21 protein-coding genes are annotated in these 25586 nt (G+C 68.9%); 5 read left to right on the forward strand and 16 right to left on the reverse strand.

The window, feature by feature from the left end:
• Positions 1-60: 60 nt before the first annotated feature.
• The 3 genes from ACFVYN_RS17840 to thyX all read right to left on the reverse strand — a co-directional run bounded on the left by ACFVYN_RS17840 (position 61) and on the right by thyX (position 3752).
• Positions 61-1746, reverse strand: coding sequence for a ribonuclease J (locus tag ACFVYN_RS17840; protein ID WP_389999129.1), 1686 nt, complete (start codon positions 1744-1746; stop codon positions 61-63).
• 154 nt (positions 1747-1900) lie between these two features.
• Positions 1901-2800: a 4-hydroxy-tetrahydrodipicolinate synthase gene (dapA, locus tag ACFVYN_RS17845; protein WP_389999131.1), complete on the reverse strand. Its 900-nt coding sequence runs from the start codon at positions 2798-2800 to the stop codon at positions 1901-1903.
• A gap of 211 nt (positions 2801-3011) precedes the next feature.
• A complete protein-coding gene (gene thyX, locus ACFVYN_RS17850) occupies positions 3012-3752 on the reverse strand; it encodes an FAD-dependent thymidylate synthase (protein WP_389999133.1) in 741 nt (246 codons plus the stop codon).
• A gap of 178 nt (positions 3753-3930) precedes the next feature.
• On the opposite strand from thyX, the gene ACFVYN_RS17855 reads away from it, so the two are divergent.
• Both ACFVYN_RS17855 and ACFVYN_RS17860 read left to right on the forward strand, forming a co-directional pair.
• Positions 3931-4173: a hypothetical protein gene (locus tag ACFVYN_RS17855; RefSeq protein ID WP_389999359.1), complete on the forward strand. Its 243-nt coding sequence runs from the start codon at positions 3931-3933 to the stop codon at positions 4171-4173.
• Between the two features lie 91 nt (positions 4174-4264).
• Positions 4265-4819 (forward strand): phage holin family protein, encoded by a 555-nt coding sequence (locus ACFVYN_RS17860; RefSeq protein WP_389999136.1) that lies wholly within the window; start codon positions 4265-4267, stop codon positions 4817-4819.
• Between the two features lie 69 nt (positions 4820-4888).
• Here the strand turns inward: ACFVYN_RS17860 and ACFVYN_RS17865 are convergent, their stop codons facing one another.
• From ACFVYN_RS17865 to eccD, 6 genes are all read right to left on the reverse strand, one after another.
• Positions 4889-5344: a hypothetical protein gene (locus ACFVYN_RS17865; protein WP_389999139.1), complete on the reverse strand. Its 456-nt coding sequence runs from the start codon at positions 5342-5344 to the stop codon at positions 4889-4891.
• Entirely contained in the window at positions 5344-6096 is a 753-nt protein-coding gene (dapB, locus tag ACFVYN_RS17870; protein ID WP_389999141.1) for a 4-hydroxy-tetrahydrodipicolinate reductase, read from the reverse strand. The genes ACFVYN_RS17865 and dapB overlap by 1 nt, the downstream gene beginning before the upstream one ends.
• Before the next feature lie 35 nt (positions 6097-6131).
• A complete protein-coding gene (locus tag ACFVYN_RS17875) occupies positions 6132-7511 on the reverse strand; it encodes a M16 family metallopeptidase (RefSeq protein ID WP_389999144.1) in 1380 nt (459 codons plus the stop codon).
• Positions 7508-9754, reverse strand: a complete 2247-nt coding sequence (locus tag ACFVYN_RS17880; protein WP_389999146.1) for a polyribonucleotide nucleotidyltransferase — start codon at positions 9752-9754, stop codon at positions 7508-7510. The genes ACFVYN_RS17875 and ACFVYN_RS17880 overlap by 4 nt, the downstream gene beginning before the upstream one ends.
• A 312-nt stretch (positions 9755-10066) precedes the next feature.
• On the reverse strand, positions 10067-10354 hold the full coding sequence (rpsO, locus tag ACFVYN_RS17885) for a 30S ribosomal protein S15 (protein WP_030945091.1): 288 nt from the start codon (positions 10352-10354) through the stop codon (positions 10067-10069).
• 256 nt (positions 10355-10610) lie between these two features.
• Positions 10611-12074, reverse strand: coding sequence for a type VII secretion integral membrane protein EccD (gene eccD, locus ACFVYN_RS17890; protein ID WP_389999148.1), 1464 nt, complete (start codon positions 12072-12074; stop codon positions 10611-10613).
• A gap of 262 nt (positions 12075-12336) precedes the next feature.
• Between eccD and eccCa the strand changes: the two genes are divergently transcribed.
• Complete coding sequence (gene eccCa / locus ACFVYN_RS17895; RefSeq protein ID WP_389999150.1) at positions 12337-16275, forward strand: type VII secretion protein EccCa; 3939 nt, start codon at positions 12337-12339, stop codon at positions 16273-16275.
• Positions 16276-16857: 582 nt separating this feature from the next.
• Here the strand turns inward: eccCa and ACFVYN_RS17900 are convergent.
• From ACFVYN_RS17900 to ACFVYN_RS17930, 7 genes are all read right to left on the reverse strand, one after another.
• Positions 16858-17454, reverse strand: a complete 597-nt coding sequence (locus ACFVYN_RS17900) for a hypothetical protein (protein WP_389999153.1) — start codon at positions 17452-17454, stop codon at positions 16858-16860.
• A gap of 153 nt (positions 17455-17607) precedes the next feature.
• On the reverse strand, positions 17608-18477 hold the full coding sequence (locus tag ACFVYN_RS17905) for a hypothetical protein (RefSeq protein ID WP_389999155.1): 870 nt from the start codon (positions 18475-18477) through the stop codon (positions 17608-17610).
• Between the two features lie 27 nt (positions 18478-18504).
• Entirely contained in the window at positions 18505-19626 is a 1122-nt protein-coding gene (locus ACFVYN_RS17910) for a hypothetical protein (RefSeq protein WP_389999157.1), read from the reverse strand.
• Between the two features lie 5 nt (positions 19627-19631).
• Positions 19632-20885, reverse strand: a complete 1254-nt coding sequence (locus tag ACFVYN_RS17915) for a putative T7SS-secreted protein (RefSeq protein WP_389999160.1) — start codon at positions 20883-20885, stop codon at positions 19632-19634.
• A 66-nt stretch (positions 20886-20951) separates the two neighbouring features.
• On the reverse strand, positions 20952-21239 hold the full coding sequence (locus tag ACFVYN_RS17920) for a hypothetical protein (protein WP_389999163.1): 288 nt from the start codon (positions 21237-21239) through the stop codon (positions 20952-20954).
• Positions 21240-21350: 111 nt separating this feature from the next.
• Entirely contained in the window at positions 21351-22127 is a 777-nt protein-coding gene (locus ACFVYN_RS17925) for a hypothetical protein (protein ID WP_389999166.1), read from the reverse strand.
• Positions 22128-22318: 191 nt separating this feature from the next.
• The gene (locus ACFVYN_RS17930) at positions 22319-22981 is read right to left on the reverse strand and encodes a DinB family protein (protein WP_389999169.1); all 663 of its coding nucleotides are present in this window, start codon (positions 22979-22981) and stop codon (positions 22319-22321) included.
• 123 nt (positions 22982-23104) lie between these two features.
• Between ACFVYN_RS17930 and ACFVYN_RS17935 the strand changes: the two genes are divergently transcribed.
• Positions 23105-24811: a nucleic acid/nucleotide deaminase domain-containing protein gene (locus tag ACFVYN_RS17935; protein WP_389999172.1), complete on the forward strand. Its 1707-nt coding sequence runs from the start codon at positions 23105-23107 to the stop codon at positions 24809-24811.
• Between the two features lie 79 nt (positions 24812-24890).
• Positions 24891-25520: an SUKH-4 family immunity protein gene (locus ACFVYN_RS17940; RefSeq protein WP_389999175.1), complete on the forward strand. Its 630-nt coding sequence runs from the start codon at positions 24891-24893 to the stop codon at positions 25518-25520.
• Positions 25521-25586: the final 66 nt, after the last annotated feature.

The raw sequence follows: 25586 nt of genomic DNA on the forward strand, positions 1-25586 counted from the left end.
CCTCGATGCAAATCGAGGCGCCCCGCTCCTGGTTCACTCGGACGAGTGTCCGACGATCCGTCAGACCTCCACCACCACAGGGAGGATCATCGGCCTGCGGCGATACGTGTCGGAGACCCACTTGCCCAGGGTCCGCCGCACCAGCTGTTGCAGCTGGTGGGGTTCGACCACACCGTCCTGCGCCGAGCGCTCGAGTACCTCGGTGACCCTCGGGATCACGTCGGCGAAGGCCGAGTCCTCGATGCCGGAGCCGCGCGCCTGGATGTGCGGACCGCCCGTGATCTTGCCGGTGGACGAGTCGACGACCAGGAAGACCGAGATGATGCCCTCGTCGCCGAGGATCTTGCGGTCCTTGAGAGCCGGCTCGCCGACATCGCCGACCGAGAGGCCGTCGACGTAGACGTAACCCGCCTGGACCTTGCCCGAGATCTTCGCCTTGCCCTCGACGAGGTCGACGACCACGCCGTCCTCGGCGATGACGATGCGGTCGTGCGGGACGCCGGTCAGGGCGCCGAGCTCGGCGTTGGCGCGCAGGTGCCGCCATTCGCCGTGGACCGGCATCAGGTTCTTCGGCTTGCAGATGTTGTAGAAGTACAGGAGCTCGCCGGCGGACGCGTGGCCCGAGACGTGCACCTTGGCGTTGCCCTTGTGGACGACGTGGGCGCCCCAGCGGGTCAGGCCGTTGATGACGCGGTAGACCGCGTTCTCGTTCCCCGGGATCAGCGAGGACGCGAGGATGACCGTGTCGCCCTGGACGATCCGGATCTGGTGGTCGCGGTTGGCCATGCGGGACAGGGCCGCCATCGGTTCGCCCTGGGAGCCTGTGCAGACCAGGACCACCTCGTGGTCGGGGAGGTCGTCCAGGGTCTTGACGTCCACGACCAGGCCCGGCGGGACCTTCAGGTAGCCCAGGTCCCGCGCGATGCCCATGTTGCGGACCATCGAGCGGCCCACGAAGGCGACCCGGCGGCCGTATTCGTGCGCCGTGTCCAGGATCTGCTGGATGCGGTGGATGTGGCTGGCGAAGCTGGCCACGATGATCCGCTTGCGTGCGTTCCCGAAGACCGTGCGCAGGACGCTGGAGATGTCCCGCTCGGGCGCCACGAAACCGGGAACCTCGGCGTTCGTGGAGTCGGAGAGAAGGAGGTCGATGCCTTCCTCACTCAGACGTGCGAACGCGTGCAGGTCCGTGAGACGGCCGTCCAGCGGGAGCTGGTCCATCTTGAAGTCGCCCGTGTGGACGACCATGCCCGCCGGCGTGCGGATGGCGACGGCGAGGGCGTCCGGGATCGAGTGGTTGACGGCGATGAACTCGCAGTCGAAGGGCCCGATGCGCTCGCGGTGTCCCTCCGCCACCTCAAGGGTGTACGGGCGGATCCGGTGCTCCTGGAGCTTGGCCTCGATGAAGGCCAGGGTCAGCTTGGAGCCGATCAGGGGGATGTCCGGCTTCTCCCGGAGGAGGTAGGGGACAGCTCCGATGTGGTCCTCGTGACCATGGGTGAGGACGATGCCCTCGATGTCGTCGAGGCGGTCCCTGATGGACGAGAAGTCCGGCAGGATCAGGTCGATGCCGGGCTGTTCCTCCTCCGGGAACAGCACCCCGCAGTCGACGATCAGCAGACGGCCGCCGTATTCGAAGACCGTCATGTTTCGGCCGATCTCGCCGAGACCGCCGAGTGGGGTGACCCGGAGGCCGCCCTGGGGAAGCGGCGGGGGCGGGGCCAGTTCAGGATGCGGATGACTCAAAAGACTCTCCTCAACCACGCACGCCACGTACCGGTAGGGCACATGGCGTGAGTGACGTTTGTGCTTGTAACAGTTGTCGTTGTGGTGCGGGCACCGGTGGCCCGCGTATTCAGTTGTTGAGTCTGGTGGCGCGCCGGGGGCGCGAAGTCTGGTGCTAGAGCTGTACCCCGCCGGCGGCAAGATCGATCTTGAGCTGCTCGATCTCTTCGGCTGAGAGCTCGACCATGGGGGCGCGCAGGGGCCCCGCGGGGAGCCCCTGGAGGGTGAGCGCCGCCTTGGTCGTCATCACGCCCTGGGTGCGGAACATGCCCGTGTAGACGGGAAGCAGCTTCTGGTGGATCTCGGCGGCCTTCTGTACGTCACCCGAGGTGAACGCCTCGACCAGGGCGCGCAGGTCCGGGGTGACGACGTGACCGACGACCGAGACGAAGCCGACCGCGCCCACGGAGAGCAGCGGCAGGTTCAGCATGTCGTCGCCGGAGTACCAGGCGAGGCCGGAGCGGGCGATGGCCCAGCTGGCGCGGCCGAGGTCGCCCTTGGCGTCCTTGTTGGCGACGATCCGCGGGTGCTCGGCGAGCCGGACCAGCGTCTCGGTGCTGATCGGGACACCGCTGCGGCCCGGGATGTCGTAGAGCATGACGGGCAGCTCGGCGGCGTCGGCGACGGCCTTGAAGTGCCGGTAGAGGCCCTCCTGCGGGGGCTTGTTGTAGTACGGCGTCACGATCAGGAGACCGTGTGCGCCCGCCCTCTCGGCGGCCCTGGCCAGCTCGATGCTGTGGTGGGTGTCGTTGGTGCCGACTCCGGCGACGACGTGGGCGCGGTCGCCGACCGCCTCCAGTACGGCTCGTACCAGGTCCGTTTTCTCCGCGTCACCGGTGGTGGGGGACTCGCCGGTGGTGCCGTTGATGATCAGGCCGTCGTTGCCTGCGTCCACCAGGTGGGTGGCGAGCCGCTGTGCGCCGTCGAGGTCGAGTGCGCCGTCCGCCGTGAAGGGCGTGACCATGGCGGTGAGGACCCGCCCGAAGGGGGTCTGCGGAGTGGAGGTCGGAGCCATGGGTAACACGCTACTCGTTGCTCAAGGTGGGGTCTGCCCTAGGGGGACGCGACAAGTGGTGACATATGCGGAGCCCGGCACTGCCTGCTCGGGGGTTCAAGCAGTGCCGGGTCCGTTTGATCAGGCTAGATGAACTTCTCCAAATGCCGCAATACGGACACTTCGCGCGGTGGACCCGTACATCTGTGCCCTGCGGGTACACAGGAGTCCGTTACGGCGCCACACGCCCGTTCGCATTGAAGGCGGCGTAGGTGAGCGGCATGAGCCTCGCCCACTCCGCCTCCATCTTCTCGCCGACCATCTCGATCTCCCGCTGCGGGAAGGACGGCACCGTCGCCTGTTCGTGCTGGGTGCGCAGGCCGAGGAAGTGCATGAGCGAGCGGGCGTTGCAGGTGGCGTACATCGAGGAGAACAGGCCGACGGGCAGGACCGAACGGGCGACCTCGCGGGCGACGCCCTGCGCGAGCATCTCCTGGTAGGCGCGGTACGCCTGGCGGTACGACTCCTCCATGGCGCTGCCGACGGAGGCGTGCTGCTCGGGGGTGCCCTCCACGAAGACGTACTTGCCGGGGCGGCCCTGCTGGACGAGCTTGCGGTCGGAACCGGGGACGTAGAAGACGGGCTGGAGCTCCCGGTAGCGGCCGGACTCCTCGTTGTACGACCAGCCCACGCGGTGCCGCATGAACTCGCGGAAGACGAGGATCGGGGCGCTGATGAAGAAGGTCATGGAGTTGTGCTCGAACGGGCTGCCGTGCCGGTCCCGCATGAGGTAGTTGATCAGCCCCTTGGAGCGCTCCGGGTCCTTGTTCAGCTCGTCCAGGGACTGCTCTCCGACGGTCGACACCCGGGCGGCGAACAGCACGTCGGAGTCGGCCGCGCTGTGCTTGACCAGTTCGACGGTGACGTCGTCGCGCAGCTCGATCTTGAAATCGTCGTCGGGGGTGGGGCTCACGGTTCGGGGGGTCCTTCCCAGCTCGTCGTATGGCGACGCCACTCTACGGCGCCCCAAACGGGACGTTCACTGGCGTGACCGAGTTAAGTCGGTGAAAACGGGCACCTTTTGCGGCGACCGCTCGTCTGTACAGACAGCAGCGATTCGTTCGATCCCCGAAGGGAGACGTACCTCCATGCTGTTGCGTCGGCGCGAACCCGTACCGTTCGCCTTTCTCGCCGAAGCCGACAGGTTCCGCAGCAATGTCACTCCTCCGCCCCGTGAACGGGCGTCCGCCGGTGAGATGGCCGGGCGCTGGCTGATGGGACTCACCATCGTCGCCGGGCTCGTGGGATCCCTGGTTCTCGGGATGCCGGCGCTGTCGCAGGATCAGGCTCCCTCTCAGACACAGCAGCAGTCCCAGGCATCGCAGGGACACTGACTCGGACGCGCCCCCGAAAGTGGCTCGCGGGGACACCGGCGGATAACCTCACCGGGCACAGCCCACCGCTTGGACCGAGTGAGGACCCGTCGTGCCCCTGCCCTTCCTGACGGCCGACCGCGCATTCGAGGCGACGGACGACGTCGCGCTGCCGTTCGACCACCGTGACCGCTGGCGGCGCCCTTACCGGCCCGGTCCGTGGCGGGTGGGTGTGGCGGCGATTCTTCTGCTGCTCGCCTCGTACGTGCTGTTCGCCGCGGTGATCATCGCGCTGACCAACTCGCCGACCGAGGCCGCGGTGGTGCTCGGCATCGCGGTGCTCGTCATCGTCGGCGCGCTGCGGCTGCTGCGCATGGGCGTGTGGGTGAGCGCCCGCGGGGTGCGTCGGGTGGGCTTCGTGTTCACTCGTACGGTGTCCTGGGAGCAGGTCGTCGCCGTGCGGACGGCTCAGCAGCCGGTGCGCTGGCTCGGACTGCCGCGCACGGTCCAGGGGCAGGCCCTGACCCTCGTACGGCAGGGTCGGGGGCCGGAGCATCTGCCGCCGCTGCTGACCACGCACAACGCGGACTTCCTGGCGCGCGGCCAGGCGTTCGACCGGGCCGCGGACGCGGTGGAGGCCTGGGCGGCGGAGCACGCGCGGGGCTGACCCCGGCGGGGACAACGAAGAAGGGGGCCGGTCCGCACCAGGACCGGCCCCCTTCGACGTGCCGGGACCTCAGAGCTGCTGGACGGGCCTGCCGTCGTGCAGTGCTATCGCGCGCTGCATGGCCTTGCGCGCACGTGGGGTGTCGCGGGCGTCGTGGTAGGCCACGGCGAGCCGGAACCAGCTGCGCCAGTCGTCGGGGGCCGCCTCCGTCTCGGCCCTGCGCTTGGCGAAGACCTCGTCGGCCGAGTCGCGGTCGATGCGGCCGCCGGGCGTGCGCTTGAGCTCGTCGACGGGCAGGCCGCCCTCGGCGTCGAGCTCGGCGGCGAGCGCGTTGGCCCGGCGGACGAACTGGGTGCTCTTCCACAGGAACCACAGGCCGATCACCGGCAGGATCAGCACCGCTACGCCGAACGTGACCGTGATGAGGGTGCCGGACTGGATCAGCATGACGCCGCGGCTGCCGACCAGGACGAAGTAGAAGACGAGGACGGCGGCCGTGACGGCGTAGGACAGCTTGGCGCGCATCAGCCCAGGTCCAGGAAGTTCTCCAGGCCGAAGGTCAGGCCCGGGGTCGTGACCACGCGGCGCGCGCCGAGCAGGATGCCCGGCATGAAGCTGCTGTGGTGCAGGGAGTCGTGGCGGACCGTCAGGGTCTCGCCCTCGCCGCCGAGCAGGACCTCCTGGTGGGCGAGGAGACCGCGCAGGCGGACGGCGTGGACGGGGATCCCGTCGACGTCCGCGCCGCGCGCCCCCTCCAGGGCCGTCTCGGTGGCGTCCGGTGCCGGGGCCGTGCCCGCCGCGCGCCGGGCCTCGGCGATGAGCTGGGCCGTGCGGGTGGCGGTGCCGGACGGGGCGTCGACCTTCTTCGGGTGGTGCAGCTCGACGACCTCGACGGACTCGAAGTACGGCGCAGCGATCTGCGCGAACTTCATGGTGAGGACGGCCCCGATGGAGAAGTTGGGAGCGATGAGCACGCCCGTCTCCGGGGACGCCGCGAGCCAGCCGTTCAGCTGCGCGAGGCGCTCGTCGGTCCAGCCCGTCGTACCGACGACGGCGTGGATGCCGTGGCCTACGCAGTACTCGAGGTTGTCCATCACCGAGGCCGGCGTGGTCAGCTCGACGGCCACCTGGGCGCCGGACTCGGCCAGGGTCTCCAGCTTGTCGCCCCGGCCGAGGGCGGCCACCAGCTCCATGTCCTCGGCGGCTTCGACGGCCTTGACCGCCTCGGCGCCGATGCGGCCCCTGGCTCCGAGGACGGCCACGCGCAGCTTGCTCATCTTCTTGCTTCCTTAACCGATGCAACCAGGGTGGATTAGGCGACGGCCTCGTGCAGTCGGGCCGCCTGCTTGTCCTTCAGCGGACCGATGACCGACAGCGACGGGCGGCGTCCCAGGATCTCGCGGGCGACCGCACGGACGTCGTCCGGGGTGACCGACGCGATGCGGGTCAGCATGTCGTCGACGGACATCTGCTCGCCCCAGCACAGCTCGCTCTTGCCGATGCGGTTCATCAGCGCGCCGGTGTCCTCCAGGCCCAGGACCGTGGAGCCCCTCAACTGGCCGATGGCGCGGCCGATCTCGTCGTCCGAGAGGCCGTGTTCGGCGACCTGGTCGAGTTCGTCGCGGCAGATCTTCAGTACGTCGTGGACCTGCGAGGGCCGGCAGCCGGCGTACACGCCGAACAGGCCGCAGTCGGCAAAGCCGGAGGTGTACGAGTAGACGCTGTACGCCAGTCCGCGCTTCTCCCTGACCTCCTGGAAGAGGCGGGAGGACATGCCGCCGCCGAGCGCGGTGTTCAGCACGCCGAGGGCCCAGCGGCGCTCGTCGGTGCGGGCGAGGCCGGGCATGCCGAGGACGACGTGGGCCTGTTCGGTCTTGCGGCCGATCAGCTCGACGCGGCCCGCGGTGCGCAGGGCGCGCCTGCCGTCGCGGGGCGCGATGGGCGTGGCGTCGGGGCTCTTGAGGGCGCCGGCCTTCTCGAAGGCGGCGCGGACCTGGCGTACGACCTTGTCGTGGTCGACGTTGCCAGCGGCCGCGACCACCAGATGCGTCGGGTCGTAGTGCTTCTTGTAGAAGCGGCGGATGCGGTCGGCGGTCAGGGCGTTGACGGTGTCGACCGTGCCGAGGACCGGGCGGCCGAGGGGGTTGTCGCCGAACATGGTGTGCGCGAACAGGTCGTGCACGCAGTCGCCCGGGTCGTCCTCGGTCATCGCGATCTCCTCGAGGATCGCGCCCCGCTCGACGTTGACGTCCTCTTCGAGGATGAGGGAGCCGGTGAGCATGTCACAGACCACGTCGATGGCGAGCGGCAGGTCGGCGTCGAGCACGCGCGCGTAGTAGCACGTGTACTCCTTCGCCGTGAACGCGTTCATCTCGCCGCCGACCGCGTCGAGGGCGGAGGAGATGTCCAGGGCGCTGCGCTTGGCGGTGCCCTTGAAGAGGAGGTGCTCCAGGTAGTGCGTGGCGCCGTTCAGCGACGGCGTCTCGTCGCGGGAGCCGACATGCGCCCAGATACCGAAGGTCGCGGAGCGGACCGAGGGGAGGGTCTCGGTGACGATGCGCAGGCCACCGGGGAGGGTGGTCTTGCGGACGGTGCCGATGCCGTTGGTGCCCTTGATCAGGGTTTGGGTACGGGCGACGGCCCGCGCCTCCGAAGAGGTGCGGGCCGTCGCCTTGGAGCTGTGGGACGTCACTGGTCGGCGTCGTCCTTCTTCTCGTCCGAGGAGCCCGCGGCGGAGCCGCTATTGGACTCAGTCTCGCCCTCGATCACGGGGATCAGGGAGAGCTTGCCGCGGGAGTCGATCTCGGCGATCTCGACCTGGACCTTGGCGCCCACACCGAGCACGTCCTCGACGTTCTCGACGCGCTTGCCGCCGGCCAGCTTGCGGATCTGCGAGATGTGCAGCAGACCGTCCTTGCCGGGGAGCAGCGACACGAACGCACCGAAGGTGGTGGTCTTGACGACCGTACCCAGGTAGCGCTCGCCGACCTCCGGCATGGTCGGGTTGGCGATCTGGTTGATCGTGGCGCGGGCGGCCTCGGCCTGCGAGCCGACCTGGGCACCGATGTAGATGGTGCCGTCGTCCTCGATCGTGATCTCGGCTCCGGTGTCCTCCTGGATCTGGTTGATCATCTTGCCCTTGGGGCCGATGACCTCGCCGATCTTGTCCACGGGGATCTTGACGGTGATGATCCGCGGGGCGTTGGGGGACATCTCGTCCGGCGTGTCGATCGCTTCCATCATCACGTCGAGGATGTGGAGGCGGGCGTCACGGGCCTGCTTGAGAGCGGCGGCCAGGACGGAGGCGGGGATGCCGTCCAGCTTGGTGTCGAGCTGGAGGGCGGTCACGAACTCCTTGGTGCCGGCGACCTTGAAGTCCATGTCACCGAAAGCGTCCTCCGCACCGAGGATGTCGGTGAGGGCGACGTAGTGCGTCTCGCCGTTGATCTCCTGGGAGATCAGGCCCATGGCGATACCGGCGACGGGGGCCTTCAGCGGCACACCGGCGTTCAGCAGCGACATGGTGGAGGCGCAGACCGAGCCCATGGACGTCGAGCCGTTGGAGCCGAGGGCCTCGGACACCTGACGGATCGCGTAGGGGAACTCCTCGCGCGTCGGCAGGACCGGCACGATGGCGCGCTCGGCGAGCGCTCCGTGGCCGATCTCGCGGCGCTTCGGGGAGCCGACACGGCCGGTCTCGCCGACGGAGTACGGCGGGAAGTTGTAGTTGTGCATGTAGCGCTTGCGGGTCACCGGGGAGAGGGTGTCCAGCTGCTGCTCCATACGGAGCATGTTCAGGGTGGTGACGCCCAGGATCTGGGTCTCGCCACGCTCGAACAGCGCGGAACCGTGCACGCGCGGGATGGCCTCGACCTCGGCGGCGAGCGTACGGATGTCCGTCAGCCCACGCCCGTCGATGCGCGTCTTCTCCTTGATCACGCGCTCGCGGACCAGCTGCTTGGTGAGCGAGCGGTACGCGGCGGAGATCTCCTTCTCGCGGCCCTCGAACTCCGGGAGCAGCTTCTCGGCGGCCAGACCCTTGACGCGGTCCAGCTCGGCCTCGCGCTCCTGCTTGCCGGCGATGGTCAGCGCGGAGGCGAGCTCCGGCTTGACGGCGGCGGCCAGCGCCTCCAGGACGTCGTCCTGGTAGTCGAGGAAGATCGGGAACTCGCCGGTGGGCTTGGCGGCCTTCGAGGCGAGGTCGGCCTGGGCCTTGCAGAGCACCTTGATGAAGGGCTTCGCGGCGTCCAGACCGGCGGCGACGACGTCCTCGGTCGGGGCCTCGGCGCCGCCCTTGACCAGCTGGATGGTCTTCTCGGTGGCCTCGGCCTCGACCATCATGATCGCGACGTCGCCGTCCTCCAGGGTGCGGCCCGCGACGACCATGTCGAAGACGGCGTCCTCGAGCTCGGAGTGCGTCGGGAAGGCCACCCACTGGCCGTTGATCAGCGCGACGCGGACGCCGCCGATCGGGCCGGAGAAGGGCAGACCGGCCAGCTGCGTGGACGCGGAGGCGGCGTTGATCGCCACGACGTCGTACAGGTGGTCGGGGTTGAGCGCCATGATGGTGGCGACGACCTGGATCTCGTTGCGCAGGCCCTTCTTGAAGGAGGGGCGCAGCGGGCGGTCGATCAGCCGACAGGTGAGGATGGCGTCCTCGGAGGGGCGGCCCTCACGGCGGAAGAAGCTGCCGGGGATCTTGCCGGCGGCGTACATCCGCTCCTCGACGTCCACCGTCAGGGGGAAGAAGTCGAGCTGGTCCTTGGGGTTCTTGGAGGCGGTGGTGGCCGACAGCACCATGGTGTCGTCGTCCAGGTACGCCACGGCGGAGCCGGCGGCCTGCTTGGCGAGGCGGCCCGTCTCGAAGCGGATGGTGCGGGTGCCGAAGGAGCCGTTGTCGATGACGGCCTCGGCGTAGTGGGTCTCGTTCTCCACTATTGGTTTCTCCGTTACTTTTCGTCTGCGTTCGTCTTTTGTCCCGATCCGCCCGTGTGGCGGGGGGACGTGCGCGGAGAAGCGCTCCATCTGGTGCGGGCCGGTCTTCGATCGAAGCACCCGGGTTCGCAAGGCCCGGGGGCCACTACCGAGGACCGGCGGCGGCGAGGTGCACTTCTCCTCGTGATACTGCGTTGTGCTACCACACTACAAAGTGGGTGTGACACTGCGCACGTTTCCGTACGTACGGTGCGCACGTACGGCAAAGGGAGCGGCCCCCGATCGTTTCGGGAACCGCTCCCTCACGGCGTCCTACTTGGCGCCCGCCGCACCGCGGCGGATGCCGAGGCGGTCGACCAGCGCACGGAAGCGCTGGATGTCCTTCTTCGCCAGGTACTGGAGAAGGCGGCGGCGCTGACCGACCAGGATCAGCAGACCACGACGGGAGTGGTGGTCGTGCTTGTGGGTCTTGAGGTGCTCGGTCAGGTCCGAGATCCGGCGCGAGAGCATCGCGACCTGGACCTCGGGGGAGCCGGTGTCGCCCTCCTTCTGGCCGAACTCGGTGATGATCTGCTTCTTCGTAGCGGCGTCGAGCGACACGCGTACTCCTCGTAGTCTCTTGGGTAGCCACCGAGTGCCCCTGGTCCACTTCTCAGGGGAGCTTCCGTTACTCGGGAGGCGGGGTCCGCTGGGCGCGGCCTCCAGAGCGGTGAGCTCCGGGGGTGCGTACACAAACGGCCATCAGCCAGGGTATCAGCCCGGCGGCAGTGCCCCGGCCCACGCCGGCGTCGTACGCATGACGCGGCGGCTGCCACCCGTGTGGGTGACAGCCGCCGCGAGGTGTGCGGAGCGAGCGTCAGCTGGTCATGCCGCGGGCCGCCGCGTACAGGTCGAGGACCGCGAGGCAGAGCGGGACGAGGGAGAGCAGCACCGCGCCCTCGCTCAGGTCGAGCATCCGGCCCCAGAACGGGGTGACGCCCTTGCGCGGCACGATCAGGGCGACGGCCACCAGGAGCGTGGCACCCAGGGCCACCGCGGCGGCGAGCCAGACGGTACGGATGTCCAGCGGAACGCTGTTGTGGTTGTAGACGAGCTCTTCGAGGATGTCGGCCGGCGGGTTCAGGGCGAGGCCGAGCACCAGCAGGCTGACGGTCACGATGCCCGAGATCATCAGGGTCACGACCTGGGACGTGTACAGGAAGAGCCGGGCCCGCATCAGCAGGGACAGGCCGGCCGTCAGCGACAGCAGCTGGGCCCAGCCGCTGGTGGAGAAGCCCAGCACCACACCGGCGGAGGCGACGCCGCCGATCGCGCAGCCGCCGACGAGGCCGAGCAGCAGTTCGTGACCGCGGCGGGCCTGGTCGGTGATGAGCTGGTAGTCGACCGGCTCCTGCTCCTGCTGGTCCTCGGCGCGGCCGCGCTTGGCGATCTGGTCGGGCGAGCGGAAGCCGATGGGCAGCCGGGAGAAGCGGGCGGACCAGCCGGGCAGGAAGCCGATGACGGCGACCATGACCACGGCGGTGACGGCGGCGGTCTCGCGCGGCTCGGCCTCGGTGACGATCGCGGTGAAGGTGGCGAGGACGCCGATGCCGGAGGCGAACGCGACGGCGATGAAGGGCGCGTCGTTCTGGGGCAGCATCAGCACCAGCAGCACCGAGGCGACGAGGACCACGGCGAAGGCGATGAGGAGCTGCAGCCGACCGGGACCCTCGCCCGCGTCCAGGCCCATGATCCCCGAGCCGCCCACCAGCAGGTGCGGCAGCGAGGCGATGCCGAGGGCCACGGCCGCCTGGTGGTCGTCGTAGACGCGCGCGCGTACGGCCGCGAGGGCGACCAGGACGATGCCGGTGGCGCCGGCGATGACGCCCGGCAGACCGTTCATGTCGTGGCGCAACGGCTCCGAGAACCACAGCGCCAGCGCCATCATGGTCAGCAGCAGCGCGCCTGCGGTCAGGCCGATGACGCGCATCATGCCGTCGTTCCAGCTGCGCCGGTCGGCCTCGACGGCGGCGGCCACGGCGTCGACGACGTCGTCGAAGACGGCGGGCGGCAGCGAGTCCGCGAACGGCCGCAGAAGCAGCAGTTCGCCATCGCGTATCTGCTGTTCGGAGAGCGAGCGGCCGTCGTCGAGGACGGAGCCGTCCCTGCGTACGAGGTTGTACCCGGTGGGCGCGGCCTCTTCGGGAGTCTGTCCCGACAGCCGCAGGATCTCCGGGTAGACGTCAGAGAGCGGCACGTCCTCGGGGAGTGCCACATCGATCCGGCTGTTCGGTGCCGCCACCGTGACCCGGCAGAATCCGGTTGCTGAAACCGTACTCACCTGACGGTTCCCCCTAGTCCAGTACTCGGTGATTCGTCGCGGTTTGCCAGGGCGATTCCCGTTCCGCGCTTGGTTTGGAGCGTCACCCTACCGTCCCCTTGCGGCATCTCCTCATCCCCTATCGGCTCAACAGGCCCGCAGAACAGTAGGATCAACGCCCGACTCATGAGTGGGCTGAGCCCCATGGGTCGACGAACGTTACGGGGGCCGTCACGACGGGGGCGGTTTCGACATTGCGACTGCGTGAAGGACTGGTGGATCGGTGAGCGTTGTCATCGTCAAGCGCCCGCCGCGGGTTTACCCGCCGGAGGTGCCGAGTGAGGAGGTCAAGCTCGAGTCCCCTCCCGAACTCCCTCGTACCGAGGACGACAGCCTGCTGATGAACCTGCTGCCCATGCTGGGCATGGGGTCGTCGGCGGCGTTCTTCTTCATGCCCGGCGCCCAGGGCTTCATGAAGATCATGGGCATGATGATGATGGCGTCCACGGTCGCCATGCTGGTCGCCCAGATCGTGCGGGCCCGCAAGGGACCGTCCGGTCAGATGGCCGAGGCCCGCCGCGACTACCTCAAGTACCTGGCGCAGAAGCGCCGTGAGGTGCGGCGCACGGTGCACAAGCAGCGCGACGCCCAGTACTACCTGCACCCGGCGCCCGAGCAGCTGTGGGCGCTGGTCGCCGAGGGCTCGCGACTGTGGGAACGCCGGTCCACGGACCCGGACTTCGCGCAGGTGCGCATCGGCCTCGGCCCGCAGCAGCTGGCGACGCCGCTGGTCGCCCCCGACACCGCGCCGGTGGACGAGCTGGAGCCGCTGACCGCCCACGCGATGCAGCAGTTCATCGCGAGCTACGGCACGCTGGGCGACCTCCCGCTGGCGATCGGGCTGCGGTCCTTCTACCACGTGACGATCTCCGGCGACGCCGAGACGGTCTACGGCCAGACCCGGTCCGTGGTCGGCCAGTTGGCCTCGCTGCACTCGCCCGAGGACGTGGTGATCGCGGTCGTGGCCTCGCCGGGTGCGGCGGTGGACTGGGAGTGGACCAAGTGGCTGCCGCACATGCAGCACAAGGAGTCCGACGGGGCCGGCAGCCGCCGTCTGCTCTGCTTCGACCTGGGCGAGCTGGAGGAGATGATCGCCCACCAGCTGGAGGGCCGCCCCCGCTGGAGCCGTGACGGTTCGCCGGTGCTGGACCAGCCGCACGTGGTCGTCGTCCTGGACGGCGGCGGGGTGCCCGCGGACTCGGTGCTCGCCTCGGCGGAGGGCCTGCAGGGCGTGACCATCCTCGAGGTGGTGCCCGGTGAACTCGACGAGGCGCGGGGCTCGTTGTCGGTGCGGGTGTGGCCCGAGGCGATGGAGCTGGAGGCGGGCACAGGTGTCTTCACCGGTGTCCCCGACGTGCTGTCGCAGGCGCAGGCGGAGTCGCTGGGCCGACAGCTCGCGCCGCTGCGTCTGGGCGCGGCCGACGCGGACGAACCGCTGCTGGCGAACCTGGACTTCACCGACCTCATGCAGATCGGTGACGCGGCAAGCGTGGACGTCTCGCGCACCTGGCGGCCGCGCACGCTGCACGAGCGGCTGCGGGTGCCGATCGGGCTCGGTGAGAGCGGCGACCCGGTCATGCTGGACCTCAAGGAGGCCTCGCAGGAGGGCATGGGCCCGCACGGCCTGTGCGTCGGTGCCACCGGTTCCGGAAAGTCGGAGCTGCTGCGCACCCTGGTCCTCGGCCTCGCGGTGACCCACTCGTCCGAGACGCTCAACTTCGTCCTCGCGGACTTCAAGGGTGGTGCCACCTTCACCGGCATGGGCGCCATGCCGCACGTCTCCGCGGTCATCACCAACCTGGCCGACGAGCTCACCCTCGTCGACCGCATGCGCGACTCCATCACCGGCGAGCTGAACCGCCGCCAGGAACTGCTGCGGCAGGCCGGCAACTACCAGAACATCACCGACTACGAGAAGGCCCGTGCCGCCGGTGCCGCGCTCGAACCGCTGCCCTCGCTCGTCCTGATCATCGACGAGTTCAGCGAACTGCTCGCCGCCAAGCCCGACTTCATCGAGATGTTCATCCAGATCGGCCGGATCGGCCGTTCGCTGGGTGTGCACATGCTGCTCGCCTCGCAGCGCCTTGAGGAGGGCAAGCTGCGCGGCCTCGACACCTTCCTGTCGTACCGCATCGGTCTGCGCACCTTCTCGGCGGCCGAGTCCCGTACGGCGATCGGCGTGCCCGACGCCTACCACCTGCCGAACGTTCCCGGCGCGGGCATCCTCAAGTACGACACCGAGACGATGGTGCAGTTCAAGGCCGCGTACGTGTCGGGCACCTACCGGCCGAACGGGCCGATGGCGCAGGGCGGCGGGCGGATCGACCGCTCCCCCGTGCTGTTCACCGCGGCGCCGGTGCCGGTGCGCATCCTCACCGAGCCGGAGCCGGAGACCCGCAGCACCCAGGTCGACGACGCGCTCGCCGACACCGTCCTCGACGTCATCGTCAGCCGCCTGGACGGGCAGGGTCCGCCCGCCCACCAGGTGTGGCTGCCGCCGCTGGACGAGCCGTTCAGCCTCGACCAGGTGCTGCCGGCGCTCAACATCAGTGCGGAGCGCGGTCTGCACGCCGAGGGCTACCACCTGCAGAGCAAGCTGACCGTGCCGGTCGGCCTGGTCGACAAGCCCTTCGAGCAGCGCCGTGACGTGATGTACGCGGACCTGTCGGGAAGCGCCGGTCACGCGCTGATCGTGGGCGGTCCGCAGTCCGGCAAGTCGACGCTCGTGCGCACGATGGTCACGTCGTTCGCGCTCACCCACACACCGGCCGAAGTGCAGTTCTACGCCCTCGACTTCGGCGGCGGCGGCATGCTCGCGCTGGAGAACCTGGCCCACATGGGCGGCGCGGCCTCCCGTCTGGACCAGGAGAAGGTGCGCCGTACGGTCGCCGAGGTGCACGGCATCCTGGGCGCCCGTGAGGAGTTCTTCCGCTCCAAGAGCATCGACTCCATGAACACCTTCCGCTCCCGCCGGGCGCAGGGGCACTACCCCGACCAGCAGTGGGGTGATGTCTTCCTGATCATCGACGGCTGGGCGACGTTCAAGAACGACTACGAGATGCTCGACCCGGTCATCGCGGACATCGCGACCCGTGGTCTCGGTTTCGGCATCCACCTGATCATCACCGCGACCCGGTACACCGAGATGCGGCCCGCGCTGCGCGACCAGATCCTCAGCCGGCTCGAACTGCGGCTGGGTGACGCGATGGAGTCGGAGTTCGACCGCAAGCGGGCCGAGAACGTGCCGATGGGCAAGCCCGGGCGCGGTCTGTCCCCGGACAAGCTGGACTACCTCGCCGCCACGCCCCGGATCGACGGGTCGACGCAGGTGGAGGACCTCGCCGACGGCATGGCGAACCTGGTGCAGAGCGTCAACAGCGCCTGGCAGGGCCCTACGGCCCCCAAGGTGCGGATGCTGCCGACGATGCTGCACGCGTCCGAGCTGCCCGGCGGCGGCGACTTCGGCAGCCGCGGTATCGCGGTCGGCGTCGACGAGCTCACCCTCTCGCCGGTCTTCGTGGACTTCGAGACCGACCCGCTGTTCGTCGTCTACGGCGAGAGCGAGTCCGGCAAGTCCTCGCTGCTGCGGTTCATGGCCAAGCAGATCGCAGAGCGGTACCAGCCCAACAAGGCGCTGTTCGTGGTCTCCGACTTCCGGCGCGCACTGCTCGGCCAGATGCCCGAGAGCCACATGTACAAGTACTGCGCCTCGGGTCCGCAGCTCCAGGAGGTCATGGAGTCGCTGGCCGGCTCGATGAGCCGCCGGATGCCCGGCCCGGACGTGACGCCGGACCAGCTGCGCAACCGCTCCTGGTACAACGAGCCGGACGCGTTCATCTTCATCGACGACTACGACCTCGTCGCCTCGTCGATGGGCAACCCGATGTCGGTGCTCCTGGAGTACCTGCCGTTCGCGCGTGACCTGGGTCTGCGCATCATCCTGGCCCGCACCACCTCGGGTGCCTCGCGCTCCTCCTTCGAGCCGGTCCTCACCCGCATCAAGGAGCTCGGCGCGCAGGGCATCGTGCTGTCCGGCGACCCGTCGGAGGGCCCGGTGTTCAACAGCATCAAGGCCGCCCCGATGCCTCCGGGCCGCGGCCAGTTCATCTCACGCCGGGCGAGCGGCCAGCTCGTCCAGACGGGATACCTGCCGGAGAGCTGAGTCGGCTTGGCGGAGGGGCGGGCCGCCCTGTCTGGGGCCCGCCCCTCCGTGTTGTTGTGAAGAAACCTGCCGAACGGGGAGAGATCGTGACGGGGTCTCTCCCCGGTCGTGTTCGTGCTGATCTACCTGACCATGCTGAACACAGCGAGAGTCCTGGGCATCCGGTCACTGCGCCGGGTCCTGCGGGTCCATCCCTGGCAGTCGGTCCCCGCTCGGCTACGGCAGCTTTCTGGGCAGCGGTTACACCTTCTGGGTCCGGAAGGACAGGTCGGGCGAGGTCGGCGAGGTCTGGTTCGCGGGCGACCCGCGCTTCCTGGGCGTCGTCGCCGTACCGGGCCCGCGCCGGCTGTTCGGAGTGGCACAGCGTACGGCGGTGGACGACCGGATGTCGGCCCGCAGACGCGGCGTCAGCCCCGAGGCGCGGGAGCGGGCCATGGAGGCGGGGGCACGGGTCGGTTGAGGAACCTCTGAACAGTGCGGGATACGGCGGTGGCGGTGCCCTGAGCGGTTGCCGCCACCGCCGTATCCCTTCGGCTGTTCTGCGGCCGGTCTGCCCGGCGGGCGGGCACCGGGCTGCGTCGGTCAGGCGGACCAGAAGTGCACTACCGCCTGGGCGTAGGCCAGGCGGGCGTCCGGGCCGGGTGTGCGGAGTTTGTACTTGTCGGTGATGCCGTAGAACTTCAGGGGCGCGGGGCCGAAGCCACCCGCGGGGCGCCAGGCCGTGCGGGTGGGCAGGTGCCAGTCGATGCCGTATCCGCCGACGAGACTCGCCGCGTTGTAGAGCAGGGCGAGCGGGGAGAGGACGACGTACAGCAGCCATGCCCCGACGGTTCCGCGGCGACCGACCAGGCGGGTGCCGTCCGGGAGTTCCATCTCGTACCGGGTCCGTCCGCCGCCCTGTCGGGTGGGCGGACGGAGCACGCCGAGGACCGCTCCGTCGGGCGCCGTCACGGTCAGGACGCCCTCCGAGCCGGTCGGGGCCACGGCGCACAGGGGCTTGTGACCTGCCGGGTCCTCGTAGAGAGCGAAGTCCGTGCCGGGTCGGTCCGGCGCGTCCTCGCCCGCGGATCCTCGTGCGACGTGGACGGAGGTTCCGCCGCGCACCTTGATGACACTCTGGAGGTTGAGGCCCGTGTTTCCCTGGAGGGCCTGCGCGTGCACGCCAAATACAGTCGTCATCGCCATTTCTTTCCGGTGACCGGCTTCAGCCCCGAGGCGCGGGAGCGGGCCGCGGCAGCGGGGGCGCGGGTCGGTTGAGGGGTTGAGCGATTGCGTGTACGGCGGTGACGGCGCCCGGGGAGGGTGCCGTCACCGCCGTATGCGTGCTGCCTTTCAGAGCCGTGTGTCCAGGAGCTTGCGCAGGGGTGGCGAGAGCTCGTGCACGGGCGCTCCCGCGGCCTGAACCCTGGTCAGCTCCTCAAGGTAACGGAGGGCCTCGCCGGACAGTTCCCTCTGGCGTCGGCCGAGACGGTGTCCGGCCAGCCAGGCCCAGATACCGAGGGGGATGAGCAGTACGGCCGCGTACGCCGCGGGTAGATCCTTGACCACGGCGTAGCCCACGCCGACGGCTCCGGCGACGACGAGGATCCAGCCCGCCTCGTCGTGCCAGCCTCCGTGGTCGGCGATCCGCTCGTACTCCTCGACCGCGGCCGGCTTGGGCGGCGGGGCCACCGGGGTGGCTCGTACGGCGGTGGCCGGTGCCCCGGCCGGTGTGGGGTGCGACGGCAGCGGGGCCACGTCCAGTGCCGCGCCGCCTCGGCCGGTGAGCCAGGCGGGCACGAAGGTCACGGGGGCGTCATGTGCACGCGCCGCCGCGAGGACGTGACGGTATCCCTCCAGGAAGGGGTGCCGGAGCTTGCGTCTGCCTTGGAGGTTGACCTGGACGAAGGCGGCGAGCGCCAGGACGAGGAGAGCCGCCGGGGGTGCCGCCGCCACCGCCATGTTGTCCGGCTTGCCGGCCACGGCCCATACCAGCCAGACGATTCCGACCGCAGTGGCCAGGGATCCGGCCCAGACCAGTCCTCCGCGTCCGAGCCGTCGCAGGGCGGCCTCATGTTCGGCGAGGGTCTTTCTGACCGCCCCGTCGTCGAAGTAGTCGTAGCCGTATGTGATGCCGAACTGCCGTACGGCATCGGCGAGTCGCGGGTCCGCGGACAGTGCCTGTGCGCCGACCGGCAGGAGATCACTGGGGTTGTTGTCCATGATGCGGCCGCCTCCTCGGGCCGGCCCCTATCCGAAGGCGAAGTCGACCGGCCCCCGCACGATACGTGTGCAGGGAGCGATCACCTCGATGACGAGCCGTTGACGGCCGGAGATCAACGTGACGGTGACGCGGTGCCCCGAGTCGCCGTCCGCGGCCAGGGACACGCTCTGGCCCGGTGTGCCGGACGACTTGAGCCAGCCCTGCCCCTGGAAGGTCTCTTCGAGCCGTCCGACGGCGGCCGCGAGCTCCGCGTCTGCGACACCGTCGATCTGCCAGTGGTGTCGTGCCGTGCACACCGACCTCAGCCCCTTGGACCAGCAGTCGACACACGTGACCGCGGACACCGCGTTGCCCTCGTCCATCCGGCCACGCACGCCGAGAGCGTCCAGGACCCGGCTGGAGTGGGCGTAGAGCTCTTGGACCACGGCCGGGTCGGGAGCCACGTCCGGGACCGGCTGGGCCTGGGAGAGGGCGGCGGCCATCTCGGCCTCCTCCTCGGTGGCCCAGTCCAGCGTCCGAACGATCGTCGCGAAGAGCTCGGAGTAGAGGTCCCAGTCCTCCATGGAGGGCGTGGAGAGCTCGAACACCAGCATGTCGGCGTCGTTGGGCAACGGGATGTAGACCTGTATCTGTCCGCGCGGCACTTCCAGCGGCTCACCCGTGGGGGACGCCTCCGCGGTGATCGTGAACGGCGCGCCGCCGATCCTCACCACGGCTTGGCTGTCCCCCTTGCCCACGGGCAGGGCGCTGATCTGAACGTCGTCTTCGGGATAGGCACGCCGGAGCGCGGAGTAGGCCTCCGACAGCGCCTCGTCGGCCGTCATGTTCTCCAGCGGCATCCGGTAGACCGCGACGGTGGCGGTGCTGCGGCGTCCGTCCATGTCCATGAGACAGAAACCGGCGTACTCGGCGCCGGCTTCCGCGAGCTGGACGGTGATCTGGAGATAGAGGGCGAACATCGTGATCTGGTCGTCCTCGCTGCCCTGCGCGAGGATCGTCGTGACCAGTTCGCCGAGCCGGTCGCCGGCCTCGTCGACATTCTCCGCGTCCACGGGAAGCTCGTGGAAGAACGGCGGCATGATCCAGCCGACGTGGAGGTCGTGGCGCCGGCCCTCAGGGTCAGCCGTGACGGTGGTGACTTCTGTCATCTCGCTCAGGCCGCCAGGGTCTGGAGGAACTTGTCCCCCGTTGCGGGGTACGGCATTGTCCGGACCGGAGCGGGCCGGCTCGGGTTCGCCGGAGTCGGGTGGGTCGAGACCGAAGGCCGGCTGCCGCCGTCGTCCCCACCGAAGATGAGCTTGCCGGTGCCGAGAAGCGCGCTGCCTGCCTTCGTGGGGAGCGAGATCTTCCAGACCTCGGACTCGGGCAGTGCCTTGCCGAGCCTGCCCAGAATCTGCTTGTTGATCTGCGTCGACATGACACCGTTCTTGATGCCCTGCATCAGACCCTTGCCACCTTGGGTGAGGCCGGCAGCGAGCCTGGCGCCCTTTGCTCCCGCCTTGACGCCGGTGAACAGGCCCTTGGCCGCACCGAGGCCGGGGAGCATGCCGAACGCGTCCATGCCGATCTTGAAGGGCGAGGCGCCGCCCATCCAGTGGCCGGCCATGGCAGCGCCGGAGAAGGCGATGGCGCCCGCGCCCAGGATTGCGGAAGCGACCTGCCCACCGACCGGAATGACGTTGACGACGATCGCGGCTGCGGCCAGCGCGCTGGAGATGGTGGAGAACAAGTCCGCGTTGTCGATCAGGAAATTCTTGAAGCCGTCCCAAGCACCCTTCAGGCCACCCGTGATCTTGTCCCAGATGCTGATGTCCGGCGGCCGGTTCTTGGCGGCCTCGCGAATGGCCTTCTCGGCCTTCGCGGCCTGTTCTTCCCAGTACTTGCGCAGCGCCTCGGCGTTCTGGATGAGGAGCTTGAGGTCGGTCGCGGCGTCCTGAGCCGCGCGCGTGGCGGAGTCGGCCTCCTCCGAGAGGGCCTTGGCCTGCTGCTCGGTGAGCTGCTGGAACTGCGCGCCCTCGATCTTGACGTTGACACGTTCGACGTCGTCGTTCTTCTGGTCGAGCCGCTTGCGGGCCTCGACCGCGCGCTCCTCCAGGTTCCTGGCCTGGCGCTGCATGGTCTCGAGTTCGTCGTGCCAGCCCTTGAGCGCCCTGGAGCAGGCGTTCATCGAGTCGTGGCCCTGCTGGAGGTACTTGGGCAGTTCGCCGACCTTGTCCTGGAAGTTCTTGGCGGCCTCGCCGTCCCAGATCCCGTCCGTCTTGCCGATGTTGACGAGCATCTCGCGCATCTCGTCGAGTTCGTCGCCAACCGTCTTCACGTCGTAGGCCAGTGACTCGATCGTATGCAGATCGCCCTTGGCTGGGTTGAACGTCAGGCCGGGCCAGCTGGGATCGTCGAACATCCCCATCGTCTTCTCCCCGTTGTGTGCGTATACGTGTGCGTGTGGTGTGTCGGAGGGGTGGTGCGGGCTGGGCTACTTCTGACTGAAGCCCTTCTGCAAATCCTCGTCGGTCGTCCGGTACGCCTCGAGCGTCTTCTGCAGGCCCTCGTGCAGCTGCTTGGCCCCGTCGGCGATCCGCTTGATGCCGTCGCCCCAGTCGTCCTGGAAGCCGTCGCAGGCGTTGTCGAGACCGTCCGTGCCCAGACCCTTGGGACCGACCTTGTTCAGCCGCTCCTGGGCGCCGCGCATGCGGTCGTCCACTTGGTCCAGCCGGTTGATCAGGGTCTTCATCCGATCGACATCGATCTGGAAGTCAGCCATCCCCGTGTCTCCCCGTGGTCGTGATCCAGTCAACGGCGCTCAGATTATCGGAGGGGCAACCTTGAGGGCACCTGAGGATGTTCGCGGTCGCCAACATGTGAGGACCACGGCTCAGACGCCGTCCCACACGTGCAGCACCGACTGTGCGTACGCCAGCCGGGGGTCCAGCCGCGACGACGCGATGTGGAAGATGCCGCCGCCCCGATAGTCGACAACGACCTCGGAATCGCCAGCGGCACGCCACAGCGCGCGGCTCGGAAGGCCGAGGTCCCAGGCAGACTCCTTCTTCGCCTCGTCCTTGTCGCCGAACAACAGCGGCACCAGCCCCTGGAGCGCCCCGAGCGCCCAGATGACGAGGTAGACCAGGGAGAAGACGGTGAACAGCGCCCAGCCCGCTGCGGTTCCGCGCTTCGCGATGAGAGGCTCGGTGCCGGTCACCGCCTGCACGGTCCAGCGCGGGCGGCGCGGCCACGGCAGCGCCCGTCCGTCCTGACGCGTGATCCGGCCGATCGGTGCGCCGTCCCCGGCGTACACCTCGTACGCACCCGGGCCGCTGGGCCGGACCGAGCAGAGCAGCTCGGCGTTCAGGCCGCTCATGGTGAACGGCGGCCTCGCCCGACGCCCGCCGTTCGGCGCGTCCTGAGGCACCTGGACGTACGCGAGCGGGTTGCCTTTGGTCTCCTCGCCCGCCGAGCGCACGGTGACAGTCTGTTCCCCCGGCTTGATCCGGGCGTACTCGCGCAGCTGCTTGCTGTCGATCTCGATCCTGGCCTGGGACTCGGGGCTCGGATACGACGCCGGGGCGGGGGCCTGGCCGTACTGTCCAGGCACCTGCGGTGGCCCCGGCTGCTGCCCCCGCGAGGACCATTCCTGACTGCTGTGGTTCATGGCCGCCCAACTGTCGATGCCGTTGACGATGACGAGCGCCAGAATCTCAAAGGTCGGTCGACCGTGTCGCGGGGCGGTCCGGGTCGGCCGGTTCGACGACGACTCGTCCACCGTGCGTTCACAGGACCTCCCCCGAAAAGTTGCTCCGTGGAGGACGTCGACCTCGTCTACCGGAGGCGGCGGGGCGGTACTCAGGCGGGCGACCGAGCCCGCCACAAGTCGCGGAGCAGCGCGATCTCCGCCATGTGGTGGATGAGTTCCAGGTTGGACCCCCACAGCACGGCGATGAACGGGTCGTCGGGGGCGGAGCCGTAGGCGTACTGCGAGAAGCCGACCGTGTCGAGTTGCTCCTCCGTCACCTTGCCGACCTCCTCACGCCAGCGGTCGAGCAGTGACCAGAACCGGTCGAGGGCAAGAGCGGCGGAGGGCGTGAAATCGACCAACTGCCTGGGATCCGTACGGCGTTCGCCGAAGGTCCACTCCCACTCGCCCGCGAAACAGGAGTGCAGGTGGCCGAGCCGCCACGCGATGGTCGTGACCGGGGTGACGTCGGGATCCACCGGGCCGGTGTGGGCGAGGACCTCCTCGACCCGTTCGACGCTCACGCTCCAGTCCTCGGCGATCTTGGCGACGCTCATGCCGTCGGCGGCCTGCCGGGCGACCTCGGCGTACTCCCCCGCCGGGATGCCCGGGGCACCCTGGTCGAGCAGCCACTCGCCGGGTCCGTACGCCCTCGGGGTCACCGCCTCGCTCCGGCGTCGGATCGACCAGCAGCCGGGCACCGGCTCCCACAGGCACTCCTCGTCGCGGAGCCCCTCCAGCCGCGACGGATTTCCGTGGGCCCCGGAGGCCACACGTCCGGAAGGAAGGTCTGCGCCAACTGGGCTCCAGATCCGGTCATGTGAGTCAGGGTCAGCTTGTTTCCATGATTCGTTCAAAGTTAGGTTCTTCGAAGTAACTTTCGAACGGGGGCCCTTGTGGGTGTTGTCCTGCCGAGCGAGCTGGATGCGGCCCTGGACCTGATAGGTATCAGCTGGCCCAATGTCGACGAGGACGACTACCGCGACATGGCCCAGGCCATGCGGGAGTTCGCCGACGACATCGACGACGGGGCCGCCGACGCCCATGCGGCGATCGCCGATCTGATCGGGACCAACGAGGGCCTGGCGATCCAGGCGCTGGAGAAGCACTGGGACCTCGTCAAGGGCACGCACCTGACCAACCTCGCCGAGGCGGGCCGGATGGCGGCGACCGCGCTGGACGGGGTGGCCGTACTGATCGAGGGCGCCAAGCTGGCGGCCATCGTGCAACTGGGCATCCTGGCGGCCGAGATCGTGGCGGCGATCGCCGCGGCCCCCGTCACCCTGGGTCTGTCGACGCTCGGCGGCATCGCGGGGACACAGGCCACCCGGATCGCGGTCAAGCGCATCTTCGAAGAGGTCTGCGAAGAGGTCGTCTCGCGCGTGATGGACGTCGCGATGGGCCCGGTCTACCAGGCGCTCGGCAACATGGCCGGAGACCTGGTGGTCCAGATCGGCGGCAACGCGCTCGGCACCCAGCACGGTGTCGACCTCGGTCAGACCGCGAGGTCGGGCCGGGAGGGCTTCGGCGAGGGCGTCAACGCCGCGAAGTCGGGCGGGATGCAGCTGGCGAGCGCGGGCGGGAGCTCCGGCGGGTCGATGCAGCTGGCCGGCGCGGACGGCGGAGGCGGCTCCGGCAGTTCGGGCGGCGGCGGTGGCGGCGGTCAGTTCAGCATGGACCTGGAGTCCTACGACCGGGCCGGCACGCAACTCAAGGGCGCGGGCGGCAAGATCCGCGACGGAGCGGGCGGCAAGCTGTCGCGCGCGAAGTCCACGCACGGCCGCACCAAGGGCAAGGACGCGATCGCCGACGCCGCCAACGCCATGCTGGACCAGGTCATCGAGGGCATCGAGAAGGGCGTCAAGCGGTCCGCCTCGCACCTCGACGAGAACATGACCGGCGGCCTGAAGCAGATGGCCAAGCGCCACCGGGACAACGACGACCAGGTCGCGACCGAGCTCCAGGGCATCAGCAAGAAGCACGTCTACCACGTGGACGACATGGGGAAGGTCACCCGCCTCACGTCCTCGGGGCACCGGGACCTGACCGACGAGGACCGGGCTCGTCTCACCCCGCTGAACCTCCAGGGCGACAACGTCGGACGGCGGGTGGCGGGCGACTACCGACTGCCCGACGCACCGGATCGGAAGCGGAAGCCGTCGGAACAGGTCGCCTTCGGAAGCACCGATCTGTCGCAGGCCACGCGGATGGCACGTGATGCGAACAAGGATTACGGCCAGACGAGAAAAGGAAAGTTCTCGAGCCGGAACTACGCCGCGGCGAGGTACGGCGAGCCGGGTGCGAAGGAGGAGTTCATCCTCGTCGGGCGCAGTAAGTGGCCTGCCTCCCATTCGGAACGTCAGGTCGGTATCCCGTTCCTCAACAACGGAACGGAGAAGGGAATGACCGAGCTCTATACCGAGCGTGAGCCATGTACGACGGGCCCGGGCGCCAAAGACTGCAGCGCCTGGATATCCGAGCATCTGCCGGACGGCGTGAAGGTCTCGCACACCGTGGAATACGGTGAAACTGCGGATTCGAAAAAGTCGGGGAACGAAGAAATGGAGCGATACCTCAACGGTATCAATCCGAAAAAGAAGTAGGAATTGACCCGGGCTGATGGCTCCCGATAAAATGCCCAGCCCGGCAGCAGTGATGGTGAAATAACCGACAGGACAGAACATGCCCCAGCTTGTCGACCGCGCGATGATGGAGTCGGTCCTCCCCCCGGAGCGGCTTCTGACGCTCGAGGAGGAAAAGCTACCCGCGGAACTCCACGAGTCGGCCCGCTCGATCCTGACCGGCGTCGGCCTTCCGGACGACCGCAGTTCCTTCTTCGTGATCGACGGTGCGCTCTTCGAAGGAGAGACCCCCAACCGGTTTCGTCGGTGCGCGGAGCTGCGCCACTTCTCCGACTACAAGGACATGCCGGAAGGCTGGGAGAACTGGCTCGTCATAGGAGAGATCTTCTACGACGTCGTGGTCCTGGACCCCGTGTCCGGGACGGTGTACTGCCTGCCGGACGGCGAGCCCGGTACGTACCCGCTCAACCAGAGTCTCGACTCCTTCGTCTACTTCACCTATCTGCTTGAACTGGAGCGCCCCAACTACGACTTCACCGTGTCGGAGGAGATCCCCGATTCGGAGGGCGTCGCGGTGTCGCTGCGGGAGCGGATGATCCGGGCCGATCCGCTTCCGTTCGAGGGCGTGGAGCCCGCCTGGTCGGAGGAGTTCGACTGGGAGGACGAGGACGCCCCGCGGATGCCCGCGTGGGATGTCGTGCTGTCGAACGTGTACGAGTCCGTGGGCTAGAACCTGCAACAGGCCCTGGTCCGAGCCCGGTGGCGAGGAACCCTGCGCGAGGCCCCCTGCGCGAGG

This window comes from Streptomyces sp. NPDC058307 (assembly GCF_042880295.1).
Classification (GTDB): domain Bacteria; phylum Actinomycetota; class Actinomycetes; order Streptomycetales; family Streptomycetaceae; genus Streptomyces.